20 protein-coding genes and 1 tRNA gene are annotated in these 23562 nt (G+C 57.7%); 13 read left to right on the top strand and 8 right to left on the bottom strand.

Features of this window, described 5'->3' with window-relative positions; genetic code table 11:
• Nucleotides 1–75 precede the first annotated feature (75 nt).
• The 4 genes from HW561_RS08745 to HW561_RS08730 all read left to right on the top strand — a co-directional run bounded on the left by HW561_RS08745 (nucleotide 76) and on the right by HW561_RS08730 (nucleotide 3512).
• Nucleotides 76–942, top strand: coding sequence for an AAA family ATPase (locus HW561_RS08745; protein ID WP_176863770.1), 867 nt, complete (start codon nucleotides 76–78; stop codon nucleotides 940–942).
• The gene (locus HW561_RS08740; RefSeq protein ID WP_235962846.1) at nucleotides 939–2129 is read left to right on the top strand and encodes a vWA domain-containing protein; all 1191 of its coding nucleotides are present in this window, start codon (nucleotides 939–941) and stop codon (nucleotides 2127–2129) included. Before HW561_RS08745 ends, HW561_RS08740 begins: the two co-directional genes overlap by 4 nt.
• A gap of 12 nt (nucleotides 2130–2141) precedes the next feature.
• A complete protein-coding gene (locus HW561_RS08735; protein WP_176863768.1) occupies nucleotides 2142–2954 on the top strand; it encodes an XdhC family protein in 813 nt (270 codons plus the stop codon).
• Between the two features lie 105 nt (nucleotides 2955–3059).
• Complete coding sequence (locus tag HW561_RS08730; protein ID WP_176863766.1) at nucleotides 3060–3512, top strand: SRPBCC family protein; 453 nt, start codon at nucleotides 3060–3062, stop codon at nucleotides 3510–3512.
• A gap of 187 nt (nucleotides 3513–3699) precedes the next feature.
• On the opposite strand, the gene HW561_RS08725 is transcribed toward HW561_RS08730, so the two are convergent.
• Nucleotides 3700–3785, bottom strand: a tRNA-Leu gene (locus tag HW561_RS08725).
• Nucleotides 3786–3995: 210 nt separating this feature from the next.
• Between HW561_RS08725 and HW561_RS08720 the strand changes: the two genes are divergently transcribed.
• A complete protein-coding gene (locus tag HW561_RS08720) occupies nucleotides 3996–4979 on the top strand; it encodes a complex I NDUFA9 subunit family protein (protein ID WP_176863764.1) in 984 nt (327 codons plus the stop codon).
• On the opposite strand, the gene HW561_RS08715 is transcribed toward HW561_RS08720, so the two are convergent.
• The gene (locus tag HW561_RS08715; protein ID WP_176863761.1) at nucleotides 4980–5783 is read right to left on the bottom strand and encodes an undecaprenyl-diphosphate phosphatase; all 804 of its coding nucleotides are present in this window, start codon (nucleotides 5781–5783) and stop codon (nucleotides 4980–4982) included.
• Nucleotides 5784–6013: 230 nt separating this feature from the next.
• On the opposite strand from HW561_RS08715, the gene HW561_RS08710 reads away from it, so the two are divergent.
• The 7 genes from HW561_RS08710 (at nucleotide 6014) to HW561_RS08680 (ending at nucleotide 17417) form a co-directional block, all read left to right on the top strand.
• Entirely contained in the window at nucleotides 6014–7447 is a 1434-nt protein-coding gene (locus tag HW561_RS08710; protein WP_176863759.1) for an NAD(P)-dependent oxidoreductase, read from the top strand.
• Nucleotides 7448–7480: 33 nt separating this feature from the next.
• Nucleotides 7481–7918, top strand: a complete 438-nt coding sequence (locus HW561_RS08705; protein ID WP_176863758.1) for a GFA family protein — start codon at nucleotides 7481–7483, stop codon at nucleotides 7916–7918.
• Nucleotides 7915–12447, top strand: coding sequence for a glutamate synthase large subunit (gltB, locus tag HW561_RS08700; protein ID WP_176863756.1), 4533 nt, complete (start codon nucleotides 7915–7917; stop codon nucleotides 12445–12447). The genes HW561_RS08705 and gltB overlap by 4 nt, the downstream gene beginning before the upstream one ends.
• Before the next feature lie 320 nt (nucleotides 12448–12767).
• Nucleotides 12768–13502, top strand: coding sequence for a monofunctional biosynthetic peptidoglycan transglycosylase (mtgA, locus tag HW561_RS08695; protein WP_176863754.1), 735 nt, complete (start codon nucleotides 12768–12770; stop codon nucleotides 13500–13502).
• Nucleotides 13503–13560: 58 nt separating this feature from the next.
• The gene (gene fzlA / locus HW561_RS08690) at nucleotides 13561–14226 is read left to right on the top strand and encodes an FtsZ-binding protein FzlA (RefSeq protein ID WP_176863752.1); all 666 of its coding nucleotides are present in this window, start codon (nucleotides 13561–13563) and stop codon (nucleotides 14224–14226) included.
• Nucleotides 14227–14304: 78 nt separating this feature from the next.
• Nucleotides 14305–15342, top strand: a complete 1038-nt coding sequence (gene queG, locus HW561_RS08685) for a tRNA epoxyqueuosine(34) reductase QueG (protein ID WP_176863750.1) — start codon at nucleotides 14305–14307, stop codon at nucleotides 15340–15342.
• A 71-nt stretch (nucleotides 15343–15413) separates the two neighbouring features.
• Entirely contained in the window at nucleotides 15414–17417 is a 2004-nt protein-coding gene (locus HW561_RS08680; RefSeq protein ID WP_176864449.1) for a hydantoinase/oxoprolinase family protein, read from the top strand.
• 40 nt (nucleotides 17418–17457) lie between these two features.
• Here HW561_RS08680 and msrA read toward each other — a convergent pair whose 3' ends face one another.
• The 3 genes from msrA to HW561_RS08665 form a co-directional block, all read right to left on the bottom strand.
• Nucleotides 17458–17970: a peptide-methionine (S)-S-oxide reductase MsrA gene (msrA, locus tag HW561_RS08675; protein WP_176863748.1), complete on the bottom strand. Its 513-nt coding sequence runs from the start codon at nucleotides 17968–17970 to the stop codon at nucleotides 17458–17460.
• The gene (msrB, locus tag HW561_RS08670; RefSeq protein WP_176863746.1) at nucleotides 17970–18416 is read right to left on the bottom strand and encodes a peptide-methionine (R)-S-oxide reductase MsrB; all 447 of its coding nucleotides are present in this window, start codon (nucleotides 18414–18416) and stop codon (nucleotides 17970–17972) included. Before msrB ends, msrA begins: the two co-directional genes overlap by 1 nt.
• 151 nt (nucleotides 18417–18567) lie before the next feature.
• Complete coding sequence (locus HW561_RS08665) at nucleotides 18568–19455, bottom strand: DMT family transporter (protein ID WP_176863744.1); 888 nt, start codon at nucleotides 19453–19455, stop codon at nucleotides 18568–18570.
• 182 nt (nucleotides 19456–19637) lie between these two features.
• Here HW561_RS08665 and HW561_RS08660 point away from each other — a divergent pair, with 182 nt between their 5' ends.
• Entirely contained in the window at nucleotides 19638–20834 is a 1197-nt protein-coding gene (locus HW561_RS08660; protein WP_176864447.1) for a BCCT family transporter, read from the top strand.
• Nucleotides 20835–20944: 110 nt separating this feature from the next.
• On the opposite strand, the gene HW561_RS08655 is transcribed toward HW561_RS08660, so the two are convergent.
• From HW561_RS08655 to HW561_RS08645, 3 genes are all read right to left on the bottom strand, one after another.
• A complete protein-coding gene (locus tag HW561_RS08655; RefSeq protein ID WP_176863742.1) occupies nucleotides 20945–21952 on the bottom strand; it encodes a D-cysteine desulfhydrase family protein in 1008 nt (335 codons plus the stop codon).
• Nucleotides 21953–21968: 16 nt separating this feature from the next.
• The gene (locus tag HW561_RS08650) at nucleotides 21969–22697 is read right to left on the bottom strand and encodes a TSUP family transporter (RefSeq protein WP_176863740.1); all 729 of its coding nucleotides are present in this window, start codon (nucleotides 22695–22697) and stop codon (nucleotides 21969–21971) included.
• A gap of 124 nt (nucleotides 22698–22821) precedes the next feature.
• The gene (locus HW561_RS08645; RefSeq protein ID WP_176863738.1) at nucleotides 22822–23562 is read right to left on the bottom strand and encodes an aspartate/glutamate racemase family protein; all 741 of its coding nucleotides are present in this window, start codon (nucleotides 23560–23562) and stop codon (nucleotides 22822–22824) included.

Genomic DNA, 23562 nt, shown 5'->3' with positions numbered 1-23562 from the left:
CCGAACGGAGGGGGCGCTGCCCCCTCCGAACCTCCCCCGAGGTATTTTTGGCCAGATGAAGATAGGATCCTGGTTTTGACTTTGAGTGACGTGCAAAATGGGTTGGCCGCGCAGGGCTATGTCGCTGATGACCGGCTGGCTATGGCGCTTCATCTGGCGCAGGCGCTGGGGCGTCCCTTGTTGTTGGAAGGACCTGCTGGCGTGGGCAAGACCGAAGTTGCCAAGGCGGTGGCGGCGTGGCGCGATACGCGGCTGATCCGGCTGCAATGCTACGAAGGGCTAGACGCCAGTCACGCCATCTATGAATGGAACTATCAGCGACAGTTGCTGGCCATCCGTGCGAGTGAAGCACAGGGCGGGGTTGGCGAGGCGCAGCTGTTCTCGGATGAGTATCTGCTGAAACGGCCTTTGTTAGAGGCGATAAGCGAAGAGAAACCCCCGGTTCTGCTGATCGACGAGATTGATCGGGCGGATGAGGAATTCGAGGCCTATCTTCTCGAAATCCTGTCCGATTTCCAGATCACCATCCCCGAGCTTGGCACGATCAAGGCGCGGTCGAGGCCGATTGTCATCCTGACTGCAAACGGGACCCGCGACCTGTCGGACGCATTACGCCGACGGTGCCTTTACAGCTTCCTGAGCTACCCATCGCGCGAAACAGAGATGGCGATCCTGCAAGCCCGTATGCCCGAGGTCGAAGGACGTCTGGCTCGTCAGATTGTTGGTGTCGTGCAGTCTTTGCGCCAAGAGGATCTGGAAAAAACTCCGGGTATTGCCGAGATGCTGGATTGGGCGGCTGCTCTGTCCGGGTTGGGGGTCAATGACCTTGCTAAATCACGAGACGACGTACAGGCAACGCTGGTTTGCTTGCTAAAGACCGCAGCCGATTATGATGCCGCCCCGCCCGAGGTTTTGGATCGGCTGATCGGAAAGGTGGCATGATGCAGGTCACCCGGTTCCCCTCGCGCGCCGCTGGATTGGCGGATCGTATGTCTGGCTTCATTGCGCATCTGCGGATGAACGGGCTACGTGTTGGACCGCAAGAAACCGGAGAAGCCCTTGCGGTCTTGTCCGAGATTGAGGCAACGGATGTGGAACAGGCGCGTCAGGCTTTATGTGTTTTACTCGCCAGCGACGCCGATGACTGGCTTCGATTTGATGAGCTGTTCGACGCCTATTGGTTCAATGTGGGAAAACAACGGGCAGGTACGGCGCAGACCGCACATGTTCGGGTGCAATCAGCCAAACCGATGATCTGGCAGCACCAAAGTCAGGATCTGGAAGACACTCAAACCGAAACGGATGAGGCCACCACGTCTGATCCGGGTGATGGGGAGGCTGAAGGGGCAGATGGCAAGTTGATTGCGACCCGTACGGCCAACCTGTCGCGCCAGGATCTGCGCGAGATAATGGATGAAGAGACCCTAAACAAGGCTGAAATGGCTGCTTTGACGCTCGCCCGTGCTATTCGCGACCGGCGATCACGCAGACGAAAACGGGCGCTTAGGGGATCGGCGCTGGACATGCGACGGATACAACGCGCCAGTCTGGCCCGTGGTGGTGAGCCGCTTGATCTGTACCGCCGCACCCGGCCACCGCGCCCAATGCGGATTGTGGCCTTATGCGATGTCAGCGGCTCGATGACCGTTTATTCGCGCGTCTTTCTGGCTTTTCTGAAGGGGCTGATCGGCAGTGGGACCGAGGCGGATGCCTATCTGTTCCACACACGGTTGATCCGCGTCACCGATGCGCTGCGCGACCACGATTCCGTGCGCGCTGCCGGGAGATTGTCGCTTATGGCCGAAGGCTTCGGCGGCGGCACCGATATCTCGGGTAGTCTGGAGACCTTTCTGACGGGTTATGGCGCGCGGGCATTGAATGGGCGCACCATCGTTTTGATTCTGTCGGATGGGTATTGCAGTTCGAACCCTGAGGCGCTGGGCAATGTCCTGGCGCGTATCCGTCGTAAGGGCCGACGGATCGTTTGGCTGAATCCCCTGAAAGGGTGGCAAAACTATCAACCTATCGCCGCTGCGATGCAGGCTGCTGAACCGTATCTGGATGCGCATCTGCACGCGAACACTCTTGAAGCTCTCGCTGCGCTGGAACCGCAGTTCCGCAAACTGTGAAAGGAGCCCGGAATGGCAAATTTCGACATATTCGATACCATTGAACAGCTGCGCGAAACAGGGGATGCGTTCTGTGTGACAACGGTTCTGCGGACGGCGGATGCAACATCGGCCAAGGCTGGCGGCAAGGCTGCGATCACGCGGGATGGCCAGATATTGGGGCATCTGGGTGGGGCCTGTGTGCAAAGGGCGGTGCTGACCTCGGCCCGGCAGGCATTGGCCAGTGGCGCGCCGCAAATGATCCGCGTGAAACCTTCGAAAACGGTGGTGAATATGACGGACCCGGATGGCGTGCAGACTTTCAAAAGCGGTTGCCCGTCGGGCGGCACGGTCGATCTGTTGGTTGAGCCCTATCAACATGCACCACGGTTGGTGATTTTCGGCGAGTCGCCCATCGCAGCAGCTCTGGCGGCCCACGGTGCGCTGGCTGGATTTCGGATTTGTCTGTCAGATGGGGCGGCGCCAAGCCCGGAATACGTGCGGTTTTCATCGGATACTGTATCGGATCTGGGAATCGAAACCCGGGATTTTGTCGTTGTGGCATCGCAGGGGCACGGTGACGGGCAAGCATTGCAGGCCGCGTTGGAGACCGACGCGGTGCGGGTGTCGATGGTGGCCAGCCGCAGGAAGGCAGAAGTGCTGGCGGCGAAACTGATCGCGCAGGGCATGGACCCGCTGCGCGTGGCGCGGCTCAAATCTCCGGCCGGGTTGGATATCCACGCCATCGACCCGCATGAAATCGCCCTGTCGATCCTGGCCGAAATCATAAACTGGCGGAATACTGATAAAACCCGGAAGGCAAACCATGATGAAAAATCTGCGTAAGCGACTGAGGGCCCTCTGGCCGAAATGTCCCGAGCTGACCCCGGAAGAAGCGACCGAGGCGGCGCTTCTGGTTTATCCAAGATGTTGTTAACAAAGGAAACATGAATGGAACTGAGTGACGAAATCCGCATCACGGCACCGCGCGATGTTGTTTACCGTGCCCTGAACGACCCGGAGATTCTGCGTGAGTGTATTCCGGGCTGCGAAGAGCTGACCCAGAACTCAGCCCAAGAGCTTGAGGCCAAGGTGGTTTTGAAGGTCGGCCCGGTCAAAGCGCGGTTTGCAGGAGAGGTGACGCTGGACACATCGAACGCACCAAACGGATTTTCCCTGACCGGAGAAGGCAAAGGCGGCGCCGCCGGGTTTGCCAAGGGCGGCGCCGAGGTGACGTTGACCGAAGACGGCGCCGAAACCGTACTTGCCTACACCGCAAAGGTTGATGTCGGCGGCAAGATCGCGCAACTGGGCAGCCGGTTGATCGCGGGAACGGCCAAGAAGTTGTCCGGCAAGTTCTTTACCCGCTTCGGCGAGATCGTTTCTGAGCAATCCGTATCGTGATTCAGGGCTGGGGCTGTGCCCTGGCCCGCATTGCAATTTTGGGTGTGTGAACAACGACAGCGCCAATCGGTGTATCCCGCCGAGCCGTGTCATTGGGGCGATAATACCCGGAGGTGTATGATCAACAAGCGTGACACGGGCGTTATCTTCGCTAAAAGCGGCAAGAAACTTTTGATTTCGGAAGAAATGGTGCCCAGGAGAGGACTCGAACCTCCACGTCCATACAGACACTAGCACCTGAAGCTAGCGCGTCTACCATTCCGCCACCTGGGCAGGTGTCGTGGAGGGGCGTTTAAGCCCACTGGCGAGGAGCGTCAACCAGATTCGGGAAGTTTTCTGAAAGTTTTTTGAATCCCACTGCTCGTCCCGAAGGCCCGGTAACTTTGGGTGTGATTCTTGAGGCGCACGCGGCGAATTAGCGCCTTGTTCGATGGCTACCACAGCGTTAGTTCTAGGGCGCATATACTCAGCAGGAGCGCTCTCATGTCCAAACTGGTCACGATTTACGGCGGATCGGGTTTTGTCGGTCGCTACATCGCGCGGCGCATGGCGAGTGAAGGGTGGCGTGTGCGGGTGGCGGTGCGACGTCCCAACGAGGCCATCTTCGTCAGACCCTACGGTGTTGTAGGTCAGGTTGAGCCGGTCTTGTGCAATATTCGTGACGATGCCTCGGTCGCGTCGGCGATGCGGGGCGCAGATACGGTCGTCAATTGCGTCGGTGTTCTGAATGAATTGGGCAACAATGAGTTTGGCGCCGTACAGGCCGAAGGGGCCGGACGGGTCGCGAGGTTGGCTGCTGAACAGGGCGTCGCGCGTATGGTGCATGTATCCGCCATTGGCGCAGACGCAGAATCTGACAGCGAATATTCCCGTACCAAGGCGCAAGGCGAGGCTGGTGTTCTGGCGCATATGCCCGATGCCGTGATCCTGCGCCCCTCGGTCATTTTCGGTACCGAAGATCAGTTCTTTAACCGCTTCGCCGCAATGACCCGTCTGAGCCCGTTCCTGCCGCTGGTGGGCGCAGAGACAAAATTCCAGCCTGTCTATGTCGATGACGTCGCTCAGGCGGCTGTAGCGGGTGTTCTTGGTCAGGCTGCGCCGGGCGTTTACGAACTGGGTGGCCCCGAGGTGAAAACGTTCCGCGCGCTGATGCAGCAGATGCTGGACGTAATTTATCGTCGTCGCGTGATCATCGGAATGCCATTTCTGATGGGGCGGCTTATGGCCGGTGTGTTGGATATTGTTAAATTCGTCAGCTTTCAGCTGTTTCCCAACCACGTCCTGACACGTGATCAACTGAAGAACCTGCGCCGCGACAACGTGGTGTCGGAAGGCGCGAAAAAATTCGCTGATCTGGGGATTGAACCGACAACGCTCGAGTCCATTCTGCCTGAATATCTGTGGAAGTTCCGTCCCGCGGGTCAATACGACGACATCCAGAATTCAGCCAGTAACCTGCGGACCTGATCAGCTATAGGCGATCACCAGCAATATGATGCCCAGAATTACGCGGTAAATGACGTAAGGCGTAAAGCTGACGCTGCGCAACAGCCGCATCATCAGGGTTAATGCCAGCAGGGCGGAAACAAAGGCAAAGACGGCGGCGATGGCGCCATCTTTGGCCAATTCAGTATTAGCCTCGCGGACAACATCCACTGACAACAAGACCCCTGACGCCAGAATCGTCGGGATTGACATCAGCATGGCGATCCTGGCGCCATCCTCGCGGGTATATCCCAATTGGCGCGCGCCAGTGATTGTAATGCCGGACCGCGACGTGCCCGGAATAAGCGCCAGAACTTGCCACAGCCCCATGATAACCGCATCGCGCAGGCCCCAATCCCCGGCCTCTTTGGTTTGCTGACCCTTCTGGTCCATCCAATACAGCAAAAGGCCGAATCCCAGCATTGTCCAGCCGATCACGGCGACGGACCGCATGGCCGCGCTCAGCCCTGTGAGGTACAGCAGCAAGCCCACAATCACAGTCGGAATCGTGGCAACGATCAAACCCAGCGCCAGCCGTGCCTGCGGGGTGTCTGTGCGACCGGTCAGCGCCTGCGGCACCCCGGCGATGGCCTGTTTGACGTCTGACCAGAAATACAGGACGACGGCACCCAGCGTGCCGACATGCACAGCGACATCAATAGCCTGTCCCTGATCGTCCAAGCCTGTGAGGCTGGGCAACAAGATCAGATGGCCCGATGACGATATTGGCAAAAACTCAGTAATTCCCTGAATGATCGCCACGAGAATCAAGTGAAAAAGACTCATCTGCCCTGCCGTGCTGCCATCACGTGTTGTTTGCGTTCAATGGGTATAAGTGTGTTGAAGAAAAGGAAAGCACACAGATAGATCCGATTCGGACCTAAAAACACGAAGAAATTCTATATGGTTGGCGAGATCCTCAAGTATTTTTCATTTTAGGTCAGCATAATTGACTTTTAATTCGTATAACCATCCCGTAAAGAGATCCGACCAAGCCAATTCATGGAGTCTGACCCGTGGCCAAGCAACCGATGCTGAAATTTGTGCAGATCGACCGCGTCATGCCGGAAAAGCGTGCCGCTACTGACCGCAAGGAAGACTTTGACGAGATCTATGCCGAATTTGCGGCCGAAAAGGCGGCCGAGCAGGCCAGCCGCTGTAGCCAGTGCGGTGTACCCTATTGTCAGTCGCATTGCCCGCTGCACAACAATATCCCCGACTGGTTGCGCCTGACAGCCACCGGGCGGTTGGAAGAGGCGTATCAGACCAGCCAGGCGACCAACACGTTCCCCGAGATCTGCGGTCGTATCTGCCCACAGGACCGTTTGTGCGAGGGCAACTGCGTGATCGAGCAATCGGGCCACGGCACAGTCACCATCGGAACGATTGAAAAATACATCACCGATACCGCGTGGGACAAAGGCTGGGTCACGCCTGTCTCGCCGACAACCGAACGTTCCGAAAGCGTTGGTATCATCGGTGGTGGCCCTGGCGGACTGGCCGCAGCGGATATGCTGCGCCAAGCTGGCATTCAGGTCACCGTCTATGATCGGCACGACCGCGCGGGTGGTTTGTTGATGTACGGGATTCCGGGTTTCAAGCTGGAAAAAGACATCGTGCAGCGCCGCAATGATTTGCTGGCCGATGGTGGGGTTGATTTTATTCTGAACTGCGACGTGACTGCGGACAAGTTCGCAGAGATTCGGGCGAAACACGATGCAGTCATCATTGCCACGGGGGTCTACAAGTCCCGGGACCTGTCCATGCCGGGCAGCGGTCTGGGTGGGATCGAAAAGGCCATCGACTTCCTGACAGCTTCGAACCGCAAAAGCTTTGGCGACACCGTTGCAGAATTCGACAATGGGCGCTTGAACGCGGAAGGTAAAAAAGTCGTTGTGATTGGCGGCGGCGACACGGCGATGGATTGCGTACGTACGTCGATCCGTCAGGGGGCGACCTCGGTCAAATGTCTGTATCGCCGTGATCGGGCCAATATGCCGGGATCGCAGCGCGAAACTCAGAATGCCGAAGAAGAAGGCGTGATCTTTGAATGGCTCAGTGCGCCCAAGGGATTTACCGGAGATGACAGTGTCTCCGGCGTCATGGTGCAGAAAATGCGTCTGGGTCAGCCGGACGCCACGGGCCGTCAGGCGCCCGAGGTGATTGAGGGCGCTGATTATGTCGAGGACGCGGACCTTGTTATCAAGGCGCTTGGCTTTGAGCCCGAAGACCTGCCCGCCCTGTTCGGTCAGCCCGAACTGCCGATTACCCGCTGGGGTACCGTCAAGGCCGCATTCGAGACCGGCGAGACCGAAATGGACGGCGTTTATGCCATTGGGGATATCGTGCGCGGTGCCTCACTGGTGGTCTGGGCCATCCGCGACGGGCGCGACTGCGCCGATGCGATCCTCGACAAATTCAACAGCAAAGCTGTCATCGCAGCCGAGTAATACCCAATTCACCCCAGCGACAGGAGGGTCCAAATGCCCGAATTGCAAGGACAATGCATGTGCGGCGCGGTGACCGTAACCGCCACCCCGGCCCGCGATTCGTTGGGGGCCTGCCATTGTGACATGTGCCGCAGCTGGACCAGCTCGATGTTGGTGACGTTTTCTGCGCAACCAGGGTATGCGGCGCTGGGGCCGGTCAAGACGTTCACCTCGTCTGACTGGGCGGAACGCGCCTTTTGCAGCGAGTGTGGCTCGGCGCTTTGGTACAGGATAACCCTGCCGGGTGAGATGCATGGCCAGACGCAAATGGCTGCGGGCCTGTTCGAAAACGCCACAGGTAACCCGCTGCAGCTTGAACTCTTTATTGACAAAAAGCCCGAGGGCTACGCGTTCGAAGGTGAACGCCGGCAGATGACCGAAGCTGAGGTCATGGCCATGTATGCCCCGCCGGAAGAAGGAGACAACCAATGACAAAATATGATGCCGATTGGGTGCGGGCCGAAGAAGCCAAACGTCAGTGGATGGCTGGAAACGGTCTCTATTCCGAAGAAGAGGAGCATTCCTCTTGCGGTGTGGGCCTGGTGGTTTCCGTTGATGGCAAGAAAAGCCGCAAGGTTGTTGATGCCGGTATCGCCGCGCTCAAGGCGATCTGGCACCGCGGGGCTGTAGACGCCGACGGTAAGACCGGGGACGGTGCGGGCATTCACGTGCAAATTCCGGTGCCGTTCTTTTACGATCAGATCCGTCGCACCGGGCACGAACCACGCATGAATGAGCTGATTGCCGTTGGTCAGGTCTTTTTGCCGCGCACGGATTTTGGCGCGCAGGAACAATGCCGGACCATCGTCGAGACCGAAGTCCTGCGCATGGGCTATTACATCTATGGTTGGCGGCATGTGCCAGTCGATGTGACCTGCTTGGGTGATAAGGCCAACGCCACCCGCCCCGAGATCGAGCAGATCCTGATCTCGAACTCCAAAGGTGTGGATGAAGATACGTTCGAGCGCGAGCTCTACGTGATCCGCCGTCGCATTGAAAAAGCTGCGATGTCCGCAGGTATTTCTGGTTTGTATCTCGCATCGCTCAGCTGTCGGTCGATCATCTACAAGGGCATGATGCTGGCCGAACAGGTTGCGGTCTTCTATCCCGATCTGATGGACGAACGCTTTGAGAGTGCGTTTGCGATTTATCATCAGCGCTATTCTACAAATACCTTCCCGCAATGGTGGCTGGCGCAACCCTTCCGGATGTTGGCACATAATGGTGAGATCAACACGCTGAGAGGTAACGTCAACTGGATGAAGAGCCATGAAATCCGCATGGCTTCGGCAACCTTTGGCGATTACGCCGAAGATATCAAACCGATCATCGCGGGCGGATCATCGGATTCTGCCGCATTAGACTCGGTTTTCGAGGTTCTGGTACGTGCTGGCCGTTCGGCCCCGATGGCAAAAACCATGCTGGTGCCGGAAAGCTGGTCCAAGCAGGCAGTGGAACTGCCGCAGGCGTGGCGTGACATGTATTCCTACTGCAACTCGGTGATGGAGCCATGGGATGGCCCCGCAGCTTTGGCGATGACAGATGGGCGCTGGGTCTGTGCTGGTCTCGATCGCAACGGTCTGCGCCCGATGCGCTATGTAGTGACGGGTGATGGTCTTGTCATCGCGGGGTCTGAGGCGGGTATGGTGCCGATTGATGAGGCAACCGTGACCGAAAAAGGTGCGCTTGGCCCCGGCCAGATGCTGGCCGTCGACATGAAGAAGGGCAAGTTGTTCCGCGACAAGCAGATCAAGGACAAACTGGCCGCCGCCCTGCCGTTTGGCGAGTGGGTCGGCAAGATCAACGATCTGGACGAAGCGCTGGCAGGCGTGACCGAGACGCCAATGTTCTCGGGCGAAGAGCTGCGCAAGCGTCAGATCTCGGCCGGCTATTCGGTCGAAGAGTTGGAGCAGATACTCGCGCCAATGGCAGAAGATGGCAAAGAGGCGCTGGCCTCGATGGGGGACGACACACCGTCTGCGGTTTTGTCCAAGCAATACCGCCCGCTCAGCCATTTCTTCCGGCAGAACTTCAGCCAGGTGACCAATCCGCCGATCGACAGTTTGCGAGAATATCGCGTCATGTCGTTGAAGACGCGGTTCGGCAACCTCAAGAACGTTCTGGACGAAGACAGCAGCCAAACCGAGATCATCGTGCTGGAAAGCCCGTTCGTCGGTAACGCGCAATGGGATGAGCTGGTTGAGCACCTCAACGCGCCACTGGCCGAGATCGATTGTAGCTTTGAACCCGGCCAAGGTGCATTAAGCGCCGCGTTGGTCCGTGTTAGAGCCGAAGCTGAAGAAGCTGTTCGTTCCGGCGCTGGGCATCTGGTGCTGTCGGACATGAACTCAGGCGAAGGTCGTGTGGCGATGCCCATGATCCTGGCCACAAGCGCGGTGCATTCGCACCTTACGCGTCAGGGACTGCGGACTTTCTGCTCGCTGAACGTGCGGTCTGCTGAATGTGTTGATCCGCATTACTTTGCGGTCCTGATCGGTTGTGGCGCGACCGTGGTGAACGCCTATCTGGCCGAAGATTCGCTGGCTGATCGCATTGATCGCGGGTTGCTGGATGGCACCCTGACCGAAAACGTCGCCCGCTATCGCGAGGCGATTGACCAAGGCCTTCTGAAGATCATGGCGAAGATGGGGATTTCGGTGATCTCATCCTATCGTGGCGGTCTGAACTTCGAGGCTGTTGGCCTCAGCCGCGCCATGGTGGCGGAATACTTCCCCGGAATGACCAGCCGGATTTCCGGTATCGGCGTCACCGGTATTCAGACCAAGGCCGAGGAAATCCATGCCAAGGCATGGGACATCGGTCTGGACGTGCTGCCCATCGGTGGTTTCTACAAAGCGCGGAAGTTGGGTGAGACCCACGCGTGGGAAGCGACCTCGATGCATATGATGCAAATGGCCTGTAACAGAGCCTCATTTGAGCTGTGGAAACAGTATTCGGCAAAGATGCAGTCTAACCCGCCGATACATCTGCGCGACCTGATGGATTTCAAACCTTTGGGCAAACCAGTGCCGATTGAAGAGGTCGAATCGATCACTTCGATCCGCAAACGCTTTGTCACGCCAGGCATGAGCTTGGGCGCGTTGAGCCCTGAGGCGCATAAGACACTGAACGTGGCGATGAACCGGATTGGTGCAAAATCTGATTCCGGCGAAGGCGGTGAAGATCCCGCGCATTTCGTGCCGGAACCCAATGGCGACAACCCGTCGGCCAAGATCAAACAGGTGGCTTCGGGCCGGTTTGGTGTCACCGCCGAGTATCTGAACCAGTGCGAAGAGCTTGAGATCAAGGTCGCGCAGGGTGCAAAACCCGGTGAGGGTGGTCAATTGCCGGGGATGAAAGTCACCGATCTGATTGCGCGTCTGCGGCACTCGACCAAAGGCGTGATGCTGATTTCACCACCGCCGCATCACGACATTTACTCGATCGAGGATCTGGCGCAGCTGATCTATGACCTGAAACAGATCAACCCACGCTGCAAGGTGACCGTCAAACTGGTGGCGTCATCGGGTGTCGGCACCATTGCCGCCGGTGTGGCCAAGGCGAAGGCGGATATCATCCTGATCTCGGGTCACAATGGTGGCACCGGGGCCTCGCCCGCGACCAGCATCAAATATGCAGGTTTGCCGTGGGAAATGGGCCTGACCGAGGCGCATCAGGTTCTGGCGATGAACAACTTGCGCGATCGCGTAACCCTACGGACCGATGGCGGATTGCGTACGGGTCGTGACGTCGTCATGGCTGCGATGATGGGGGCCGAGGAATACGGCATCGGCACCGCTGCGTTGATTGCGATGGGTTGTATCATGGTACGTCAGTGCCAGTCCAACACCTGCCCGGTCGGCGTGTGTACGCAGGACGATGATCTGCGCGCCAAGTTCACCGGCAATGCCGACAAGGTGGTCAACCTGATCACCTTCTATGCGCAGGAAGTGCGTGAACTGTTGGCCAGCCTTGGCGCGCGCTCGGTCGATGAGATCATTGGGCGAGCCGATCTGCTGGCGCAGGTTAGCCGCGGCTCGGCGCATCTGGATGATCTGGACCTCAATCCACTGTTGATCACGGTCGATGGGGCGCATGACATCGCCTATGACCGCGACAGGGATCGCAATGCGGTGCCCGATACGCTGGACGCGGAAATTGTGCGCGATGCGGCGCGGTTCCTGAAGGACGGCGAAAAGATGCAGCTGTCTTATGCAGTGCAGAACACTCATCGGACCGTGGGTACGCGGGTGTCCAGCCATATCGTGCAAAACTTCGGCATGCGGAACACGTTCCAGCCCGACCACCTGCATGTGAAACTGCAAGGCTCGGCCGGTCAGTCGTTGGGCGCGTTTGCGGCTCCGGGGCTTAAGCTGGAAGTATCGGGCGACGCCAATGATTATGTCGGCAAAGGGCTGTCAGGTGGTACCATCGTTGTGCGCCCGCCGCAGGTCAGCCCGCTAAGAGCTGATGAAAATACTATCATCGGCAATACTGTGTTGTACGGCGCCACCGACGGTCACCTGTTCGCGGCAGGCCGTGCAGGGGAACGGTTCGCAGTACGTAACTCGGGCGCCACGGTGGTGGTCGAAGGGTGCGGATCGAACGGCTGTGAATACATGACTGGCGGCACCGCAGTGATTCTGGGGGGCATTGGGGCTAACTTTGGTGCGGGTATGACCGGCGGCATGGCTTACCTTTATGACCCTGAATGCAAAGCCGAAGTGCTGATGAACATGGAGACGCTGGTGACCTGCCCGGTTTCGGTTGATCACTGGGAGGAGCAGCTGAAAGCGCTGATCAAACGCCATGCAACAGAGACCGGCAGCCGGAAGGCCGCTGATATCCTTCAGCACTGGGATGCGGAAAAAGTCAACTTCCTGCAGGTTTGCCCGAAGGAAATGCTGAACAAGCTCAGCCACCCTCTGACAACCGAGGTGACCGCAGTTCCCGCGGAATGAGCTGAAAAACCAATGAAAACGGGGCCTCGTGCGACTTTTGATGTGCGCGAGGCCCTGAATTTTTGCACAGGAATATGCCTGTCTTTTGCAGGTTGATAGAAAATCCACCAAGCTTTGTTGATCCCCGATTGGGTGATTGTCCTCACCGACCACTACCCGGACGTGCAACACAAAGCGAACTCCTGCACCTGTTTCCTCAACTGAACGCCCGTGATCCGGTGCTGTCTGGAACTGCGCGCCCTGTTGTACATCCGCGCGAGGCTCGGACGATCGCGATTTAGGCCGTTTAAAACCCGTGCCACGCATCGTATAGCTTGGATATGGCAAAGAAAGCAGTCCGCAAGTCGAGCGGTAAAGAAAGCAAGGCAACCAAGAAGAAAGCACCATTGGCGCGACGGATTCGCCTTTGGTTGACCCGTGCGGCTTTGGCAGCGGTGGCGTTTGTTGTGGGCCTTGTTGCGTTGTACTCGGTCATAAACCCGCCCGTTACCCACACAATATGGTCCGAGTGGCGGCGTTTGGGCAAAGTTGAACGCGAGTGGGTGCCGATCGAAGAAATCTCACCCATCATGGCGCGGTCGGTTGTCGCGGCCGAAGATGCGAATTTCTGCCTGCATTGGGGGTTTGATGTCGAAGCCATTCGTGATGCGTTGGAGGACGGCGGCGCGCGGGGGGCGTCGACCATCACACAGCAGGTGGTGAAGAACGTGTTCCTGTGGCAAGGCCGCAGCTGGGTGCGCAAAGCGATGGAGACGTCGATCACTCCAGTCGTCGAAATTCTCTGGAGCAAACAGCGTATTCTTGAGGTTTATCTGAATGTTGCGGAAACCGGTACCGGGATGTTTGGCGTCGAGGCTGCAGCCCAAAGCAACTTCAATGTCAGCGCCGTTAAATTGACGTCTGTTCAGGCCGCCCGGATCGCAGCTATCCTGCCCTCGCCGCGCAATCGGTCGGTTACGGACCCTTCGGTTCGGACCCGCAGACGCGCGTCTGCAATTCTGGATGGGGCGGCTACCATCCGCGCAGATGGTCGCGCGGATTGTTTCGAGGATTGAAACCTCTGCCCTGCCAAGGCTAAAGCTGAAGAGTACTCACTGGTTCGATTGGAAATCCATGGCGCGTCTGTTTCACGTTCCCCTGTCCCCCTACTGCCGCAAGGTGCGTCTGTCGTTGGCGGAGAAAAAGATCGAGGTTGAGCTGGTCGAGGAAAGATACTGGGAGCAAGACCCGGATTTCCTGCGCCGCAATCCGGCGGGCAAAGTGCCTGTGTTGCGTCTGGACGGACAGATTATGTCGGAAAGCGCGGCGATCTGTGAATACATCGAGGAAACGCGTCCTGAACCGTCGCTGATGCCCAAGAAACCCGAAGCGCGGTATGAAGTGCGGCGCCTGATTGGTTGGTTCGATGACAAATTCCACCACGAGGTTACGTCCAAGCTGCTGTATGAGCGGATCAACAAAAAGGTGACGGGGCAGGGATATCCCGACAGCAAAAAAGTCAAAGAAGGTGCGCGGGCGATCAAGTACCATCTGGATTACATGGCGTGGTTGCTGGATCACCGACGTTGGCTGGCCGGGGATCAGATGACGCTGGCCGATTTTGCAGCGGCCGCACATTTATCGGCGCTGGATTACATCTCGGACGTGGATTGGAATCGCTGCCCTGCGGTCAAGGACTGGTACGCCAAGATCAAATCCCGCCCGGCTTTCCGATCGATTCTGGCAGATCAGGTGCCAGGGTTTCGGCCGCCAGCCCATTACGCTGATCTGGATTTCTGATAGGGTGAGCGTGCTGGGGGCTGTCTGCCCCCTCTTGGCCCTTTGGGCCAATTCACCCCCGAAGGTATTTTTGGCCAGATGAAGAGCGGACCCAGTTTAAAAGAGCGGCTTGTGTCACAGGCCTTGTCCGAAGGGTTCGTGTCTTGTCGGGTGTGTCGGCCTTGGGATGTGCCGCAGGTACCGGGGCGGTTGGATGCCTTTTTGCAGGCTGAGTATCACGGCCAAATGGGCTGGATGGCCGAGCGCACCCATTGGCGCGGTGATCCCGCAGCGCTGTGGCCCGAGGCGCAGTCGGTAATCATGCTGGCTGAAAGCTATGCCCCAGACCATGATCCGACCGAGGTTTTGAAACATCCCGAAAAGGCGGCGATTTCCGTCTATGCACAGAACAAGGATTATCATGATCTGGTCAAGAAGCGCCTGAAGCGGCTGGCGCGGTGGCTGATCTCTGACGCGGGCGGCGAAGTGAAGGTCTTTGTCGACACCGCCCCGGTGCCGGAAAAGGCGTTGGGATACGCTGCGGGGTTGGGCTGGCAGGGTAAACACACCAATCTTGTAAGTCGCGATTGGGGAAATTGGGCCTTTATAGGGTCTGTTTTTACAACTCTGGACCTGCCGACTGATGAGGCTGAGGTCGATCACTGTGGATCTTGTCGCGCCTGTTTGGACAGCTGCCCAACGGACGCCTTTCCAGCGCCGTACCAACTGGATGCGCGGCGTTGCATTTCGTACCTGACGATTGAGCACAAGGGGCCGGTGGCGGAAGATTTGCGGTCGAAACTTGGCAACCGGATTTACGGGTGTGACGATTGTTTGGCGGCATGCCCCTGGAACAAGTTCGCGGTGGCGGCCAGCGACATCCGCTATGCTGCCCGCGATGATCTGAAAGCGCCAGCGCTGGCTGAGTTGGCCGTGCTGGATGACGCAGAGTTTCGTGCAAAGTTCTCGGGCTCGCCGATCAAACGGATCGGCCGGGACCGGTTTGTACGCAATGTGCTTTACGCCATTGGTAATTCCGATCAGGCCGATTTGCGGCCCGTGGCGCAGGCTTTGGTTGAGGATCAGGACCCGGCGGTTTCTGATGCGGCGCGCTGGGCGGTGGATCGACTGCGTTAAATGCCGCAAACAGGCTGGACGTGACGGCCCATATTGCTACACCCATTCTCAGCGAACAGATGGAGGGACCGATGGTCTTGGCTTTGGGGGTGGACACGGGCGGAACCTATACGGATGCGGTGCTGGTCCGGGATGAGGAAGAGGTGATCGCCTCGGCCAAGTCCTTGACGACGCGTGCGGATCTGGCGATTGGGGTCGGCAAGGCAATCTCGGCCGTCCTGGACGAGGCGCAGGTGACACCCGACCAGATCTCACTGGCATCCCTTTCTACGACTCTGGCCACGAACGCCTTGGTCGAAGGGCAGGGTGGACGCGTGGCGCTGATCTATGTCGGATTCAAGCAGAGTGATCTGGAGAAACATGGCTTGAAGGATGCGCTGAAGGGTGATCCGGCTTTGGTGATTGCCGGCGGTCACAGCCATGCCGGGTCCGAAGTCCTGCCGTTGGATGTCGCGGCGCTTGAAGCCTTTTTAGACTCTCATAAGGGGATTTCTGGATTTGCGGTGGCTGCTCAGTTTGCCACCCGAAACCCGGCACATGAGTTGGAGGCCGCACGGATCATTGCGGACAAGACTGGCGCGCCGGTTACATGCTCGCATCATCTGTCCGCCAAGTTGAACGGCCCCAAACGTGCGGTTACAGCTGTGCTGAACGCGCGGTTGATCGGAATGATTGAGCGTTTGATCGGACGTGCGCAGGATCAGCTGCGCGATCTGGGTATTAAAGCGCCGATGATGGTCGTTCGGGGCGATGGTGCCTTGATGAGTGCAGAACAGGCCCGCGAGCGGCCGATCGAGACCATTCTGAGTGGACCTGCCGCTTCGATTGTAGGCGCGCGCTGGCTCACAGGGGCCGAGAACGCGCTGGTTTCGGACATCGGCGGAACAACGACGGATGTGGCTTTGATCCGGGATGGCAAGCCCGCGATTGACCCGGCGGGTGCGCAGGTGGGCGGGTTCCGAACCATGGTTGAAGCTGTGGCGATGCGGACCCATGGTTTGGGCGGCGACAGTCAGGTTCATGTGGTGACCGAAGGTTTGGGCGGAGGCGTGTTTCTGGGACCGCGCCGCGTGTTGCCGGTTTCACTGATCGCCTCCGAAGCTCCTGAAACAGTGCATGCCATTCTGGACGAGCAATTGCGGGCGACAACGGTAGGGGAACATGACACACGGTTTGCGCACCGGGTTCCGGGCATTCGTGCCGATGGCGTTGGGTCGCGTGAAGAGATGTTGTTGGACAGGCTTGGCGATCAAGTCTTGCCGCTCAGCAGTTTGTTGCGCACGCGGGTGGAAAATGGCGCGCTGGCCCGGTTGGTGGACCGAGGGATCGTTCAGGTTTCGGGTGTCACACCGTCGGATGCAAGCCATGTGTTGGGCCGATTGGATGCATGGGATGCGGACGCCGCGCGAAAAGCGTTGGAGTTGGTGTCCCGCAAGAGGGTGGGGTCAGGTGACAAGCTGGCGAATTCTCCTGAGGCGCTGGCGCAGATGATCGTGGACCAGTTGACGGAACAGACCGTTTTTACTTTGTTAGAGACTGCATTTTCCGAAGAAGCTGAGGAATACGGCGTGCCTGCCAGAGATCTGGCCCGTCACATCCTGACCCAAAGAGGGTTAGCGCAGCATCGAGGGTTATTGGCGCTGGACGCTGCATTGAATGTCGATGTCGTGGGGTTGGGTGCATCGGCCTCCAGCTATTATCCGGCAGTCGGAGAGCGGCTGCGCTGTCAGATGATTTTGCCGGAACATGCTGGGGTGGCAAACGCCATCGGGGCCGTTGTTGGACGGCTGACTTTGCGGCGGGCCGGAACTGTCACCTCTCCATCCGAAGGGCGCTTTCGGGTGCATTTGGAAGATGGGCCGCAGGACTTTGCCGCATCGGATGCTGCGTTGGAGAAGTTGGAATCCGTTTTGCGGGCCGAGGCCGAAGGCGCGGTGCAACAGGCCGGGGCCGAAGATATTCGGGTCGTTGTCGACCGCGATATCAGAACCGCCAGAATCGAGGCGCAGGAGGTCTTTGTCGAAGCGATGATTACGGTCGAGGCCAGTGGTCGTCCACGGGTCGCATCCGGTTAACCCCTCTCAAAACCATGAGAGGGGTAGGATGGGTGGTGCATTATTCTGCGGCGTCCGCGCGTTTGGGCAGGACCCAGTCCTTGCGCGGAAAGTGACAGGTATAGCCGTTCGGACGGTGAACCAGATAGTCCTGATGTTCTGGCTCGGCTTCCCAGAAGGAACTCACCGGTTCGACCTCGGTCACAACCTTGCCGGGCCAGATGCCGCTGGCGTCCACATCGGCAATGGTATCCAGCGCCACCTGTTTCTGGGCGTCATCCACATAGTAGATGGCCGAGCGATAGCTCATCCCGATATCGTTGCCTTGGCGGTTTGTGGTGGTCGGGTCGTGGATCTGGAAGAAGAATTCCAGTAGTTCGCGATAGGTGATCTGCGCGGGGTCAAACCAGATCTCGATCCCTTCGGCATGGGTGCCGTGATTGCGATAGGTCGCGTTGGGCACGTCGCCGCCGGTGTATCCGACGCGTGTTTGGGATACGCCCGGCAGTTTGCGGATCAGGTCCTGCATGCCCCAGAAACAGCCTCCGGCAAGTACAGCGCGGTGTTCGGTCATCAGATGTCCTCCACATGGGTTAGATAATCGCCGTAACCTTCGGTCTCCATCTCGTCGCGATGGATGAACCGCAGCGCGGCAGAGTTGATGCAATAGCGCAGCCCGCCATGTTCGCGTGGCCCGTCCGGGAAGACATGCCCAAGATGGCTGTCACCATGTTTCGACCGGACCTCGGTGCGGATCATACCCAGCGTGCTGTCTTGCAGTTCTTCGACATGTTCGTGGACGATGGGTTTGGTGAAACTGGGCCAGCCGCACCCGGATTCGTATTTATGGGCCGAGGCGAACAAAGGCTCACCCGAAACGATGTCCACATAAATCCCCGGTTCCTTGTTGTTCAGGTGCTTGCCGGTTCCCGGGCGCTCGGTGCCGCTGCGCTGGGTCACGTGGAACTCTTCGGGTGAGAGGGCGGCGATGGCCTCGGGGTCTTTGGTGTAGCTGGTCATGGCTCCTCCGATTGATTTGACGTTTGAGCCATTATTTGGGGGTATAAACATGGAATGCAAAGTCATATTTCAGCGGCCTCTCGGAGTCGTGCAAGCGATCTGGCGGTTGGTTTCGATCAAAAAGATGCCAAACCATGCTCAGATTGCTGATTCAGGTCCTGGCTTTGCTGCTCTGAGCGGGCTGTCTGGACAGTTGCACGGCCAGAATACCAACCGTTATTATACACACTCCCACAGCGTCCATCGGACCCAACCTTTCCCCCAGCAGAATCGCCGCGACTGTAACGCCGAAGACCGGGTTCAGGAAATGGAAGGTTGCCGCCCGTACAGCACCGATCCGGTCGAGCAGCAGGAACCAGATCAACGTCGCCAGCAGGCCTGGGAACAGCGTGGTGTAGGTGAAGGCCAACGCCAATGGTACAGTGGGGTTGATATAGATGGTCTCAAAAATCGGTGCCGCCACAAACAACACAGCCGACCCTACAAGCATCTGTAGTCCCACCACCATCATGAAATTCCCGCCGGATGTCGCGCCCCGCACGGCTAAAGTTGCGAATGTCAAAGCCAATGCGCCTAGCCCGCACAGAGCGACGCCGAACATGTCAATTCCTCCGCTGATCCGGTTGCCCATGATCAATGCTACTCCGACAAACCCAGCCAGCAATCCGATTACGCCCAGCGGACGTAATCTTTCACCCAACAGAAGCCACCCGGCCAGTGCAACCAAAAGGGGCATCGTTGACGCGATGATGGCCGCGACCGAGGCTTCGATTGTTTGCATGGCATAAAAATTCAGACCCAAATAAAGGGCATTTTGACAAATTCCAAACAGAATGGTCGCATGCCACTGGGATCGTGTCATGCGCCAGCTCTGGCCCATGGCGCGCGCGATTGCGACCCCCAGAACACCTGAAATCAGAAACCGCAAAGCCAGTGAAAACAGGGGCGAAGCATCTGCCACAATGATCCGCGCCGACGTGAAGGCAGATGACCAGATCAGGGCGAATATCAGCCCCATGGCTATGGCACGCAGATCCATGGATCCCCCCCTGTCACATCGCGCGACTGTTCCTGATTTTTCTGCAGGCCGCAAGCGCCACACGTCAAAAAGAACACATGCGCCGCGTAAGTAAACCGATCGTTATGTTTTTATTGATTGACTGACCAATTAAATATAATTGTATCAAGATCTGACATATCAAGGGAGGATTGTCGGTGCTTCTGGAGTACATTCTGTCTTTTGGCGTCCTATTGGCATTGGGCCTGGTCGCTTTCTTCGTCGTGAAATGGTGGAACCTGCGCTGCGTCGGCGTCACGCCCGTGCATTTATTCACATTCATCGCAATCCTGTTCACATCCGGTCTGGATGTCGGCCTGATCATGTTCCCGCTGACCGAGTTTGGCGGCTATGCCGAAGAACCGGCCTATGCCTTTGCCAATCCGCTGGCGATCGAATTCGGGTTCTGGGGTTTCCTGATCTGGGCGTTCTATTTCCTGACCGCGTTCTATTTCTGCGTCATAGAACCGCGTGTGAAGTTCTTTGAGATCCCGCTGGTCAAGCTGATCAACAACATCGTCATTATTGGCACCTGCGCCTTTACGGCCAGCCTGTTCCTGATCTACCTGCCGGGATATCTGCCCGAGGTCGGAGACGGTGAGTCTGTTGTCACCACTTTCTACGTCATCGTGTTTGTGGTCATTCTGGCAGCTGCGTATTCGTCAACCGACCTGAAATATGTGCGCATCCTTTCCGTTGGTTCGACCTTCCTGTTTCTGGCCCTGATCATCGGCATGTGGGCCGCAGCAGGTATGGGCATGGCTGGTATGGTCGAAACCGGCGGCAATATCGGTGCCTACTTTACCAATCTGCACAAGTTCGTCCTGCCGTTGACCGACTATCACGCCTTCTACCTGTTCTGGTGGTTCGCATGGTCGATCATGATCGGCCAGTTCACCTCGCGCTTTGTGGGTGGCCTGAAAACCTGGCAACTGCTGGCGGCGCTGCTGATCTTTCCGTCGATCCCGCTGGGGATCTGGTTTACCGTTCTCTACTATTACCATCTGAACGGCATCAGCACTGCAGGCATCACCAACATTGCGATGGTGATCGTGGGCGTGACCTTCGTGATCAACTCGCTGGATTCACTGATCCGTCTGTATACCGACAACTTGTCGCTGACGGTCGAACGGTTCGGAAAGTTCAAATACGTGGTGGGTAACGTCGTGCTGCTGTTCGTTCTGACCCTGCTGTTCCAAAGCCAGTGGCTGCAAATCCAGTGGATCGGTGCCGTAGTCGTTGGTCTCTATCTGGCGTGTGTGGTCTATATTCTGATTGCCAAGCGCAAAGAGGTCATGAGCATCGACTCCATGCCTGAAGATCGTAATCTGGACTTCCACAAAGTCGAAACGGTTCACTAATCGGCCTTGAGGTCAAATACAGAAACGGGCGCCGCGATTGGTGCCCGTTTTCTTTTGGGGGTTGGTGCTTCTCAAGAGGTCTGGTTCGGGGTTGAAGTTGCCGTATTCTATCAAATGTGCAGCTGGTCCTGATAGCCGAACAGCGCAGGTAGACCGCCAGTATGGATCATAACCACCTTTTGCCCTGACCGGATACGACCTTCCTGAACCAGGTCCAGCAAACCGGCGAAGGTTTTCGCGGTGTAAACGGGATCCAGAAAAATACCCTCGGTCTGGGCCATCATGGTCAAAGCGGACTGCGTCTTTGGTCCCAATCTGCCGTAACCCGGACGCAATGCTCCGTCCCAAACATTGACCTCTCCCAATACCAATTCAGGATCAATGCCCAGTAGATCGGCCAGCTTTTGCAACACAACGGCCATTCGATCTTGCTGCTTTTCCTGATCTCGGCGCACGCAAATTCCAAAAACCGGAGCGGACACCCCCGACATCCGAATCCCGGTCAGTAGGCCACCATGAGTTGCCCCGCTGCCAGAGGGAACCACAACCGCGTCGAAGTCCGGCATCTGCTGGCAGAGCTCCTGACCCGCGACAACATAGCCAAGTGCGCCCAGCGGTGGATGGTTCAGACCCAGATGAATGACATACGGTATGCGGCCCTGTGCCTTCAACTCGGCCGCGCGGGCGTGCAGTGCGGCATCTGCGCCTGTTTCGTCCTCACCAAGCGGATAGCTCATGTGCTCGGCACCCAGGATACGGGCCAGCAACACATTTCCGGAAGCGTAGTAATCCGGTCCCATATCCGGGACCCGCTCTTCGAGTTGCAGAACAGAATCAAGACCCAGCCGTGCAGCTGCGGCCGCCGCCGAACGCACGTAGTTGGATTGAACCGCACCCGTAATCAGAATGGTATCAGCGCCTTGTGCGAGGGCATCGCCAAGATAGAACTCAAGCTGTCGGGTTTTGTTGCCGCCGAACCCCAGCCCGGTCAGATCATCCCGTTTGAGCCAAAGATCGATCCCGAGTTTTTCGGACATCCGATCCAGCCGTTCCACTGGTGTCGTACCGGACATGAGTTGCGCCCTTGGAAATCCGGCCAGCAGATCTTTCTGAGTCATCGTTCACCCATTGGAATTACGCCATCACATAAGCGCGTTGCAAAAGAACATAACAGGCCACCAGTGAGATCACGCGAATGGCGGTCTTTATAAGCGATTGTGGCAGATAAGGGCGTACGACCCGACCACTTAAACTGCCGAAAATCGTGACGCCGACAAAGGCCCAAAGTTCAGGCCCAAGCGGGATTGATTGCCAATCTGACAGGCCGTGCAGCAGAAAGGCGGTGCCATAGGCCACCAGTGCGATAGGCTGCACCAGTTTTGAGACATCCCGAGCGGATCGGCCCTTTGCGATCAGACCGAATACCATCAAGGGACCCGGTGTTGCGGCCCAGACGGTTGCCAGCCCGGACAAGCCGGAAACCGTTGCGAAACCGGATGTTCCGATGGCCGCCCGCAATGGAATAAGCGTGGTCACCACACCAATCAGCAACAGGGCTCCGGTCAGTGCCAATACGAACTTCTCACTCAGAAACGGGTAGACGGCCAAACCCAAAACCACACCGATCAGGCATCCGATAATCGCCGTCGTGATTGTCTTTCGCTCAACCCTCAGAATGCGCCAGTCCGTGGCGATGACCGAAACGATGGTATTCAGCAGCAAAAGGGCAGGAACCGCTGTAGCCGTCCCCATCAGGATCATCATCGGTGGTCCGGCCACGATGCTGAACCCTATCCCGATACCCACCTGAAGCATTGCGCCCAGGCAAATCGCCAACATCAGGATCGACAAGTCCACGGTCATTTCGGATCCCTTTTGGCGGATATGGCCTTACCTCAGGATGAAGGGCCAGAGAGCCAAGTCTGTATCTAGCCCTTTTCTGACGCGTCCAAAACCACGACTGTTCCCACGAGGTCAATCAAAGTCTTCAGCCCCAAGGCATCAGGCCCGCATAAGGCGTTCGTGCAGCGACACTGTGGGCCATCTGCGCAAGGGTCGTAAGATCAAATACGGGCAGTCTGAGTTCTTCCTGAATGCGCGCGGCATAGGGTGGCAAATCGGTGCATTCTAGAACCAGTGATCTGATCTCTGGCGTATCACGTTTCAGAGTGCGGGCGGCATCCAGAACCTCGGCCTCGATCAGGTCTGTATCCATCCGTGTCCGGGTGTTGCGCAAGATGACTTCGGCAAATTCGCTGGTGTCCTCCAACCCCTTCACGGCCACCGGAATACCCGCTGCCCCAACGCCGTCGAAATGCCGAGGCGTCAGCGCCGAAGCGTCGGCTGTCAAAACCCCAACAGGCGCGTTTGCACCGGTCATGTGATACGCCAAAGGCACCTGAATCAAGCTCGAAGCAAACACTGGTATGGATACTGCCGCTGCCAGTTCCTTTTGAAACAGGGCCAGAAACCCGCAGCTGCCGGTGATGGCCCGCACGCCTTCAGCCTCCAGCCGTTGCGCGCCTTTGATGAAAGGTTCCAGCAAGTCGGGCGTAGGGTTGTTCAGAAGGGTCGGAACGGTGATGCCGCCGATCATCTCATACAGCACAGGGAACGGCAGGCTGGAGGGGTTCTTGATATGCCCTGGGGGTTTCGGAAAATAGCTCTCCAGACACAGAACACCAATCGATGCACCGCAGATATTCTGTCCACCATTGAAAATCGGCAT

Origin of the sequence: Ruegeria haliotis, from assembly GCF_013377785.1 — a bacterium.
In the GTDB taxonomy this organism is placed as follows: Bacteria; Pseudomonadota; Alphaproteobacteria; order Rhodobacterales; family Rhodobacteraceae; genus Ruegeria; species Ruegeria haliotis.
This window is presented reverse-complemented; position numbering and strand designations above follow the sequence as displayed.

Excerpts from the sequence above, each read along its gene's own strand:
- HW561_RS08740 (WP_235962846.1), top strand. The coding sequence starts at position 939 with ATGATGCAGGTCACCCGGTTCCCCTCGCGCGCCGCTGGATTGGCGGAT.
- HW561_RS08735 (WP_176863768.1), top strand. The coding sequence starts at position 2,142 with ATGGCAAATTTCGACATATTCGATACCATTGAACAGCTGCGCGAAACA.
- HW561_RS08730 (WP_176863766.1), top strand. The coding sequence starts at position 3,060 with ATGGAACTGAGTGACGAAATCCGCATCACGGCACCGCGCGATGTTGTT.
- HW561_RS08720 (WP_176863764.1), top strand. The coding sequence starts at position 3,996 with ATGTCCAAACTGGTCACGATTTACGGCGGATCGGGTTTTGTCGGTCGC.
- HW561_RS08715 (WP_176863761.1), bottom strand. The coding sequence starts at position 5,783 with ATGAGTCTTTTTCACTTGATTCTCGTGGCGATCATTCAGGGAATTACT.
- HW561_RS08705 (WP_176863758.1), top strand. The coding sequence starts at position 7,481 with ATGCCCGAATTGCAAGGACAATGCATGTGCGGCGCGGTGACCGTAACC.
- gltB (WP_176863756.1), top strand. The coding sequence starts at position 7,915 with ATGACAAAATATGATGCCGATTGGGTGCGGGCCGAAGAAGCCAAACGT.
- mtgA (WP_176863754.1), top strand. The coding sequence starts at position 12,768 with ATGGCAAAGAAAGCAGTCCGCAAGTCGAGCGGTAAAGAAAGCAAGGCA.
- fzlA (WP_176863752.1), top strand. The coding sequence starts at position 13,561 with ATGGCGCGTCTGTTTCACGTTCCCCTGTCCCCCTACTGCCGCAAGGTG.
- queG (WP_176863750.1), top strand. The coding sequence starts at position 14,305 with ATGAAGAGCGGACCCAGTTTAAAAGAGCGGCTTGTGTCACAGGCCTTG.
- HW561_RS08680 (WP_176864449.1), top strand. The coding sequence starts at position 15,414 with ATGGTCTTGGCTTTGGGGGTGGACACGGGCGGAACCTATACGGATGCG.
- msrA (WP_176863748.1), bottom strand. The coding sequence starts at position 17,970 with ATGACCGAACACCGCGCTGTACTTGCCGGAGGCTGTTTCTGGGGCATG.
- msrB (WP_176863746.1), bottom strand. The coding sequence starts at position 18,416 with ATGACCAGCTACACCAAAGACCCCGAGGCCATCGCCGCCCTCTCACCC.
- HW561_RS08665 (WP_176863744.1), bottom strand. The coding sequence starts at position 19,455 with ATGGATCTGCGTGCCATAGCCATGGGGCTGATATTCGCCCTGATCTGG.
- HW561_RS08655 (WP_176863742.1), bottom strand. The coding sequence starts at position 21,952 with ATGACTCAGAAAGATCTGCTGGCCGGATTTCCAAGGGCGCAACTCATG.
- HW561_RS08650 (WP_176863740.1), bottom strand. The coding sequence starts at position 22,697 with ATGACCGTGGACTTGTCGATCCTGATGTTGGCGATTTGCCTGGGCGCA.
- HW561_RS08645 (WP_176863738.1), bottom strand. The coding sequence starts at position 23,562 with ATGCCGATTTTCAATGGTGGACAGAATATCTGCGGTGCATCGATTGGT.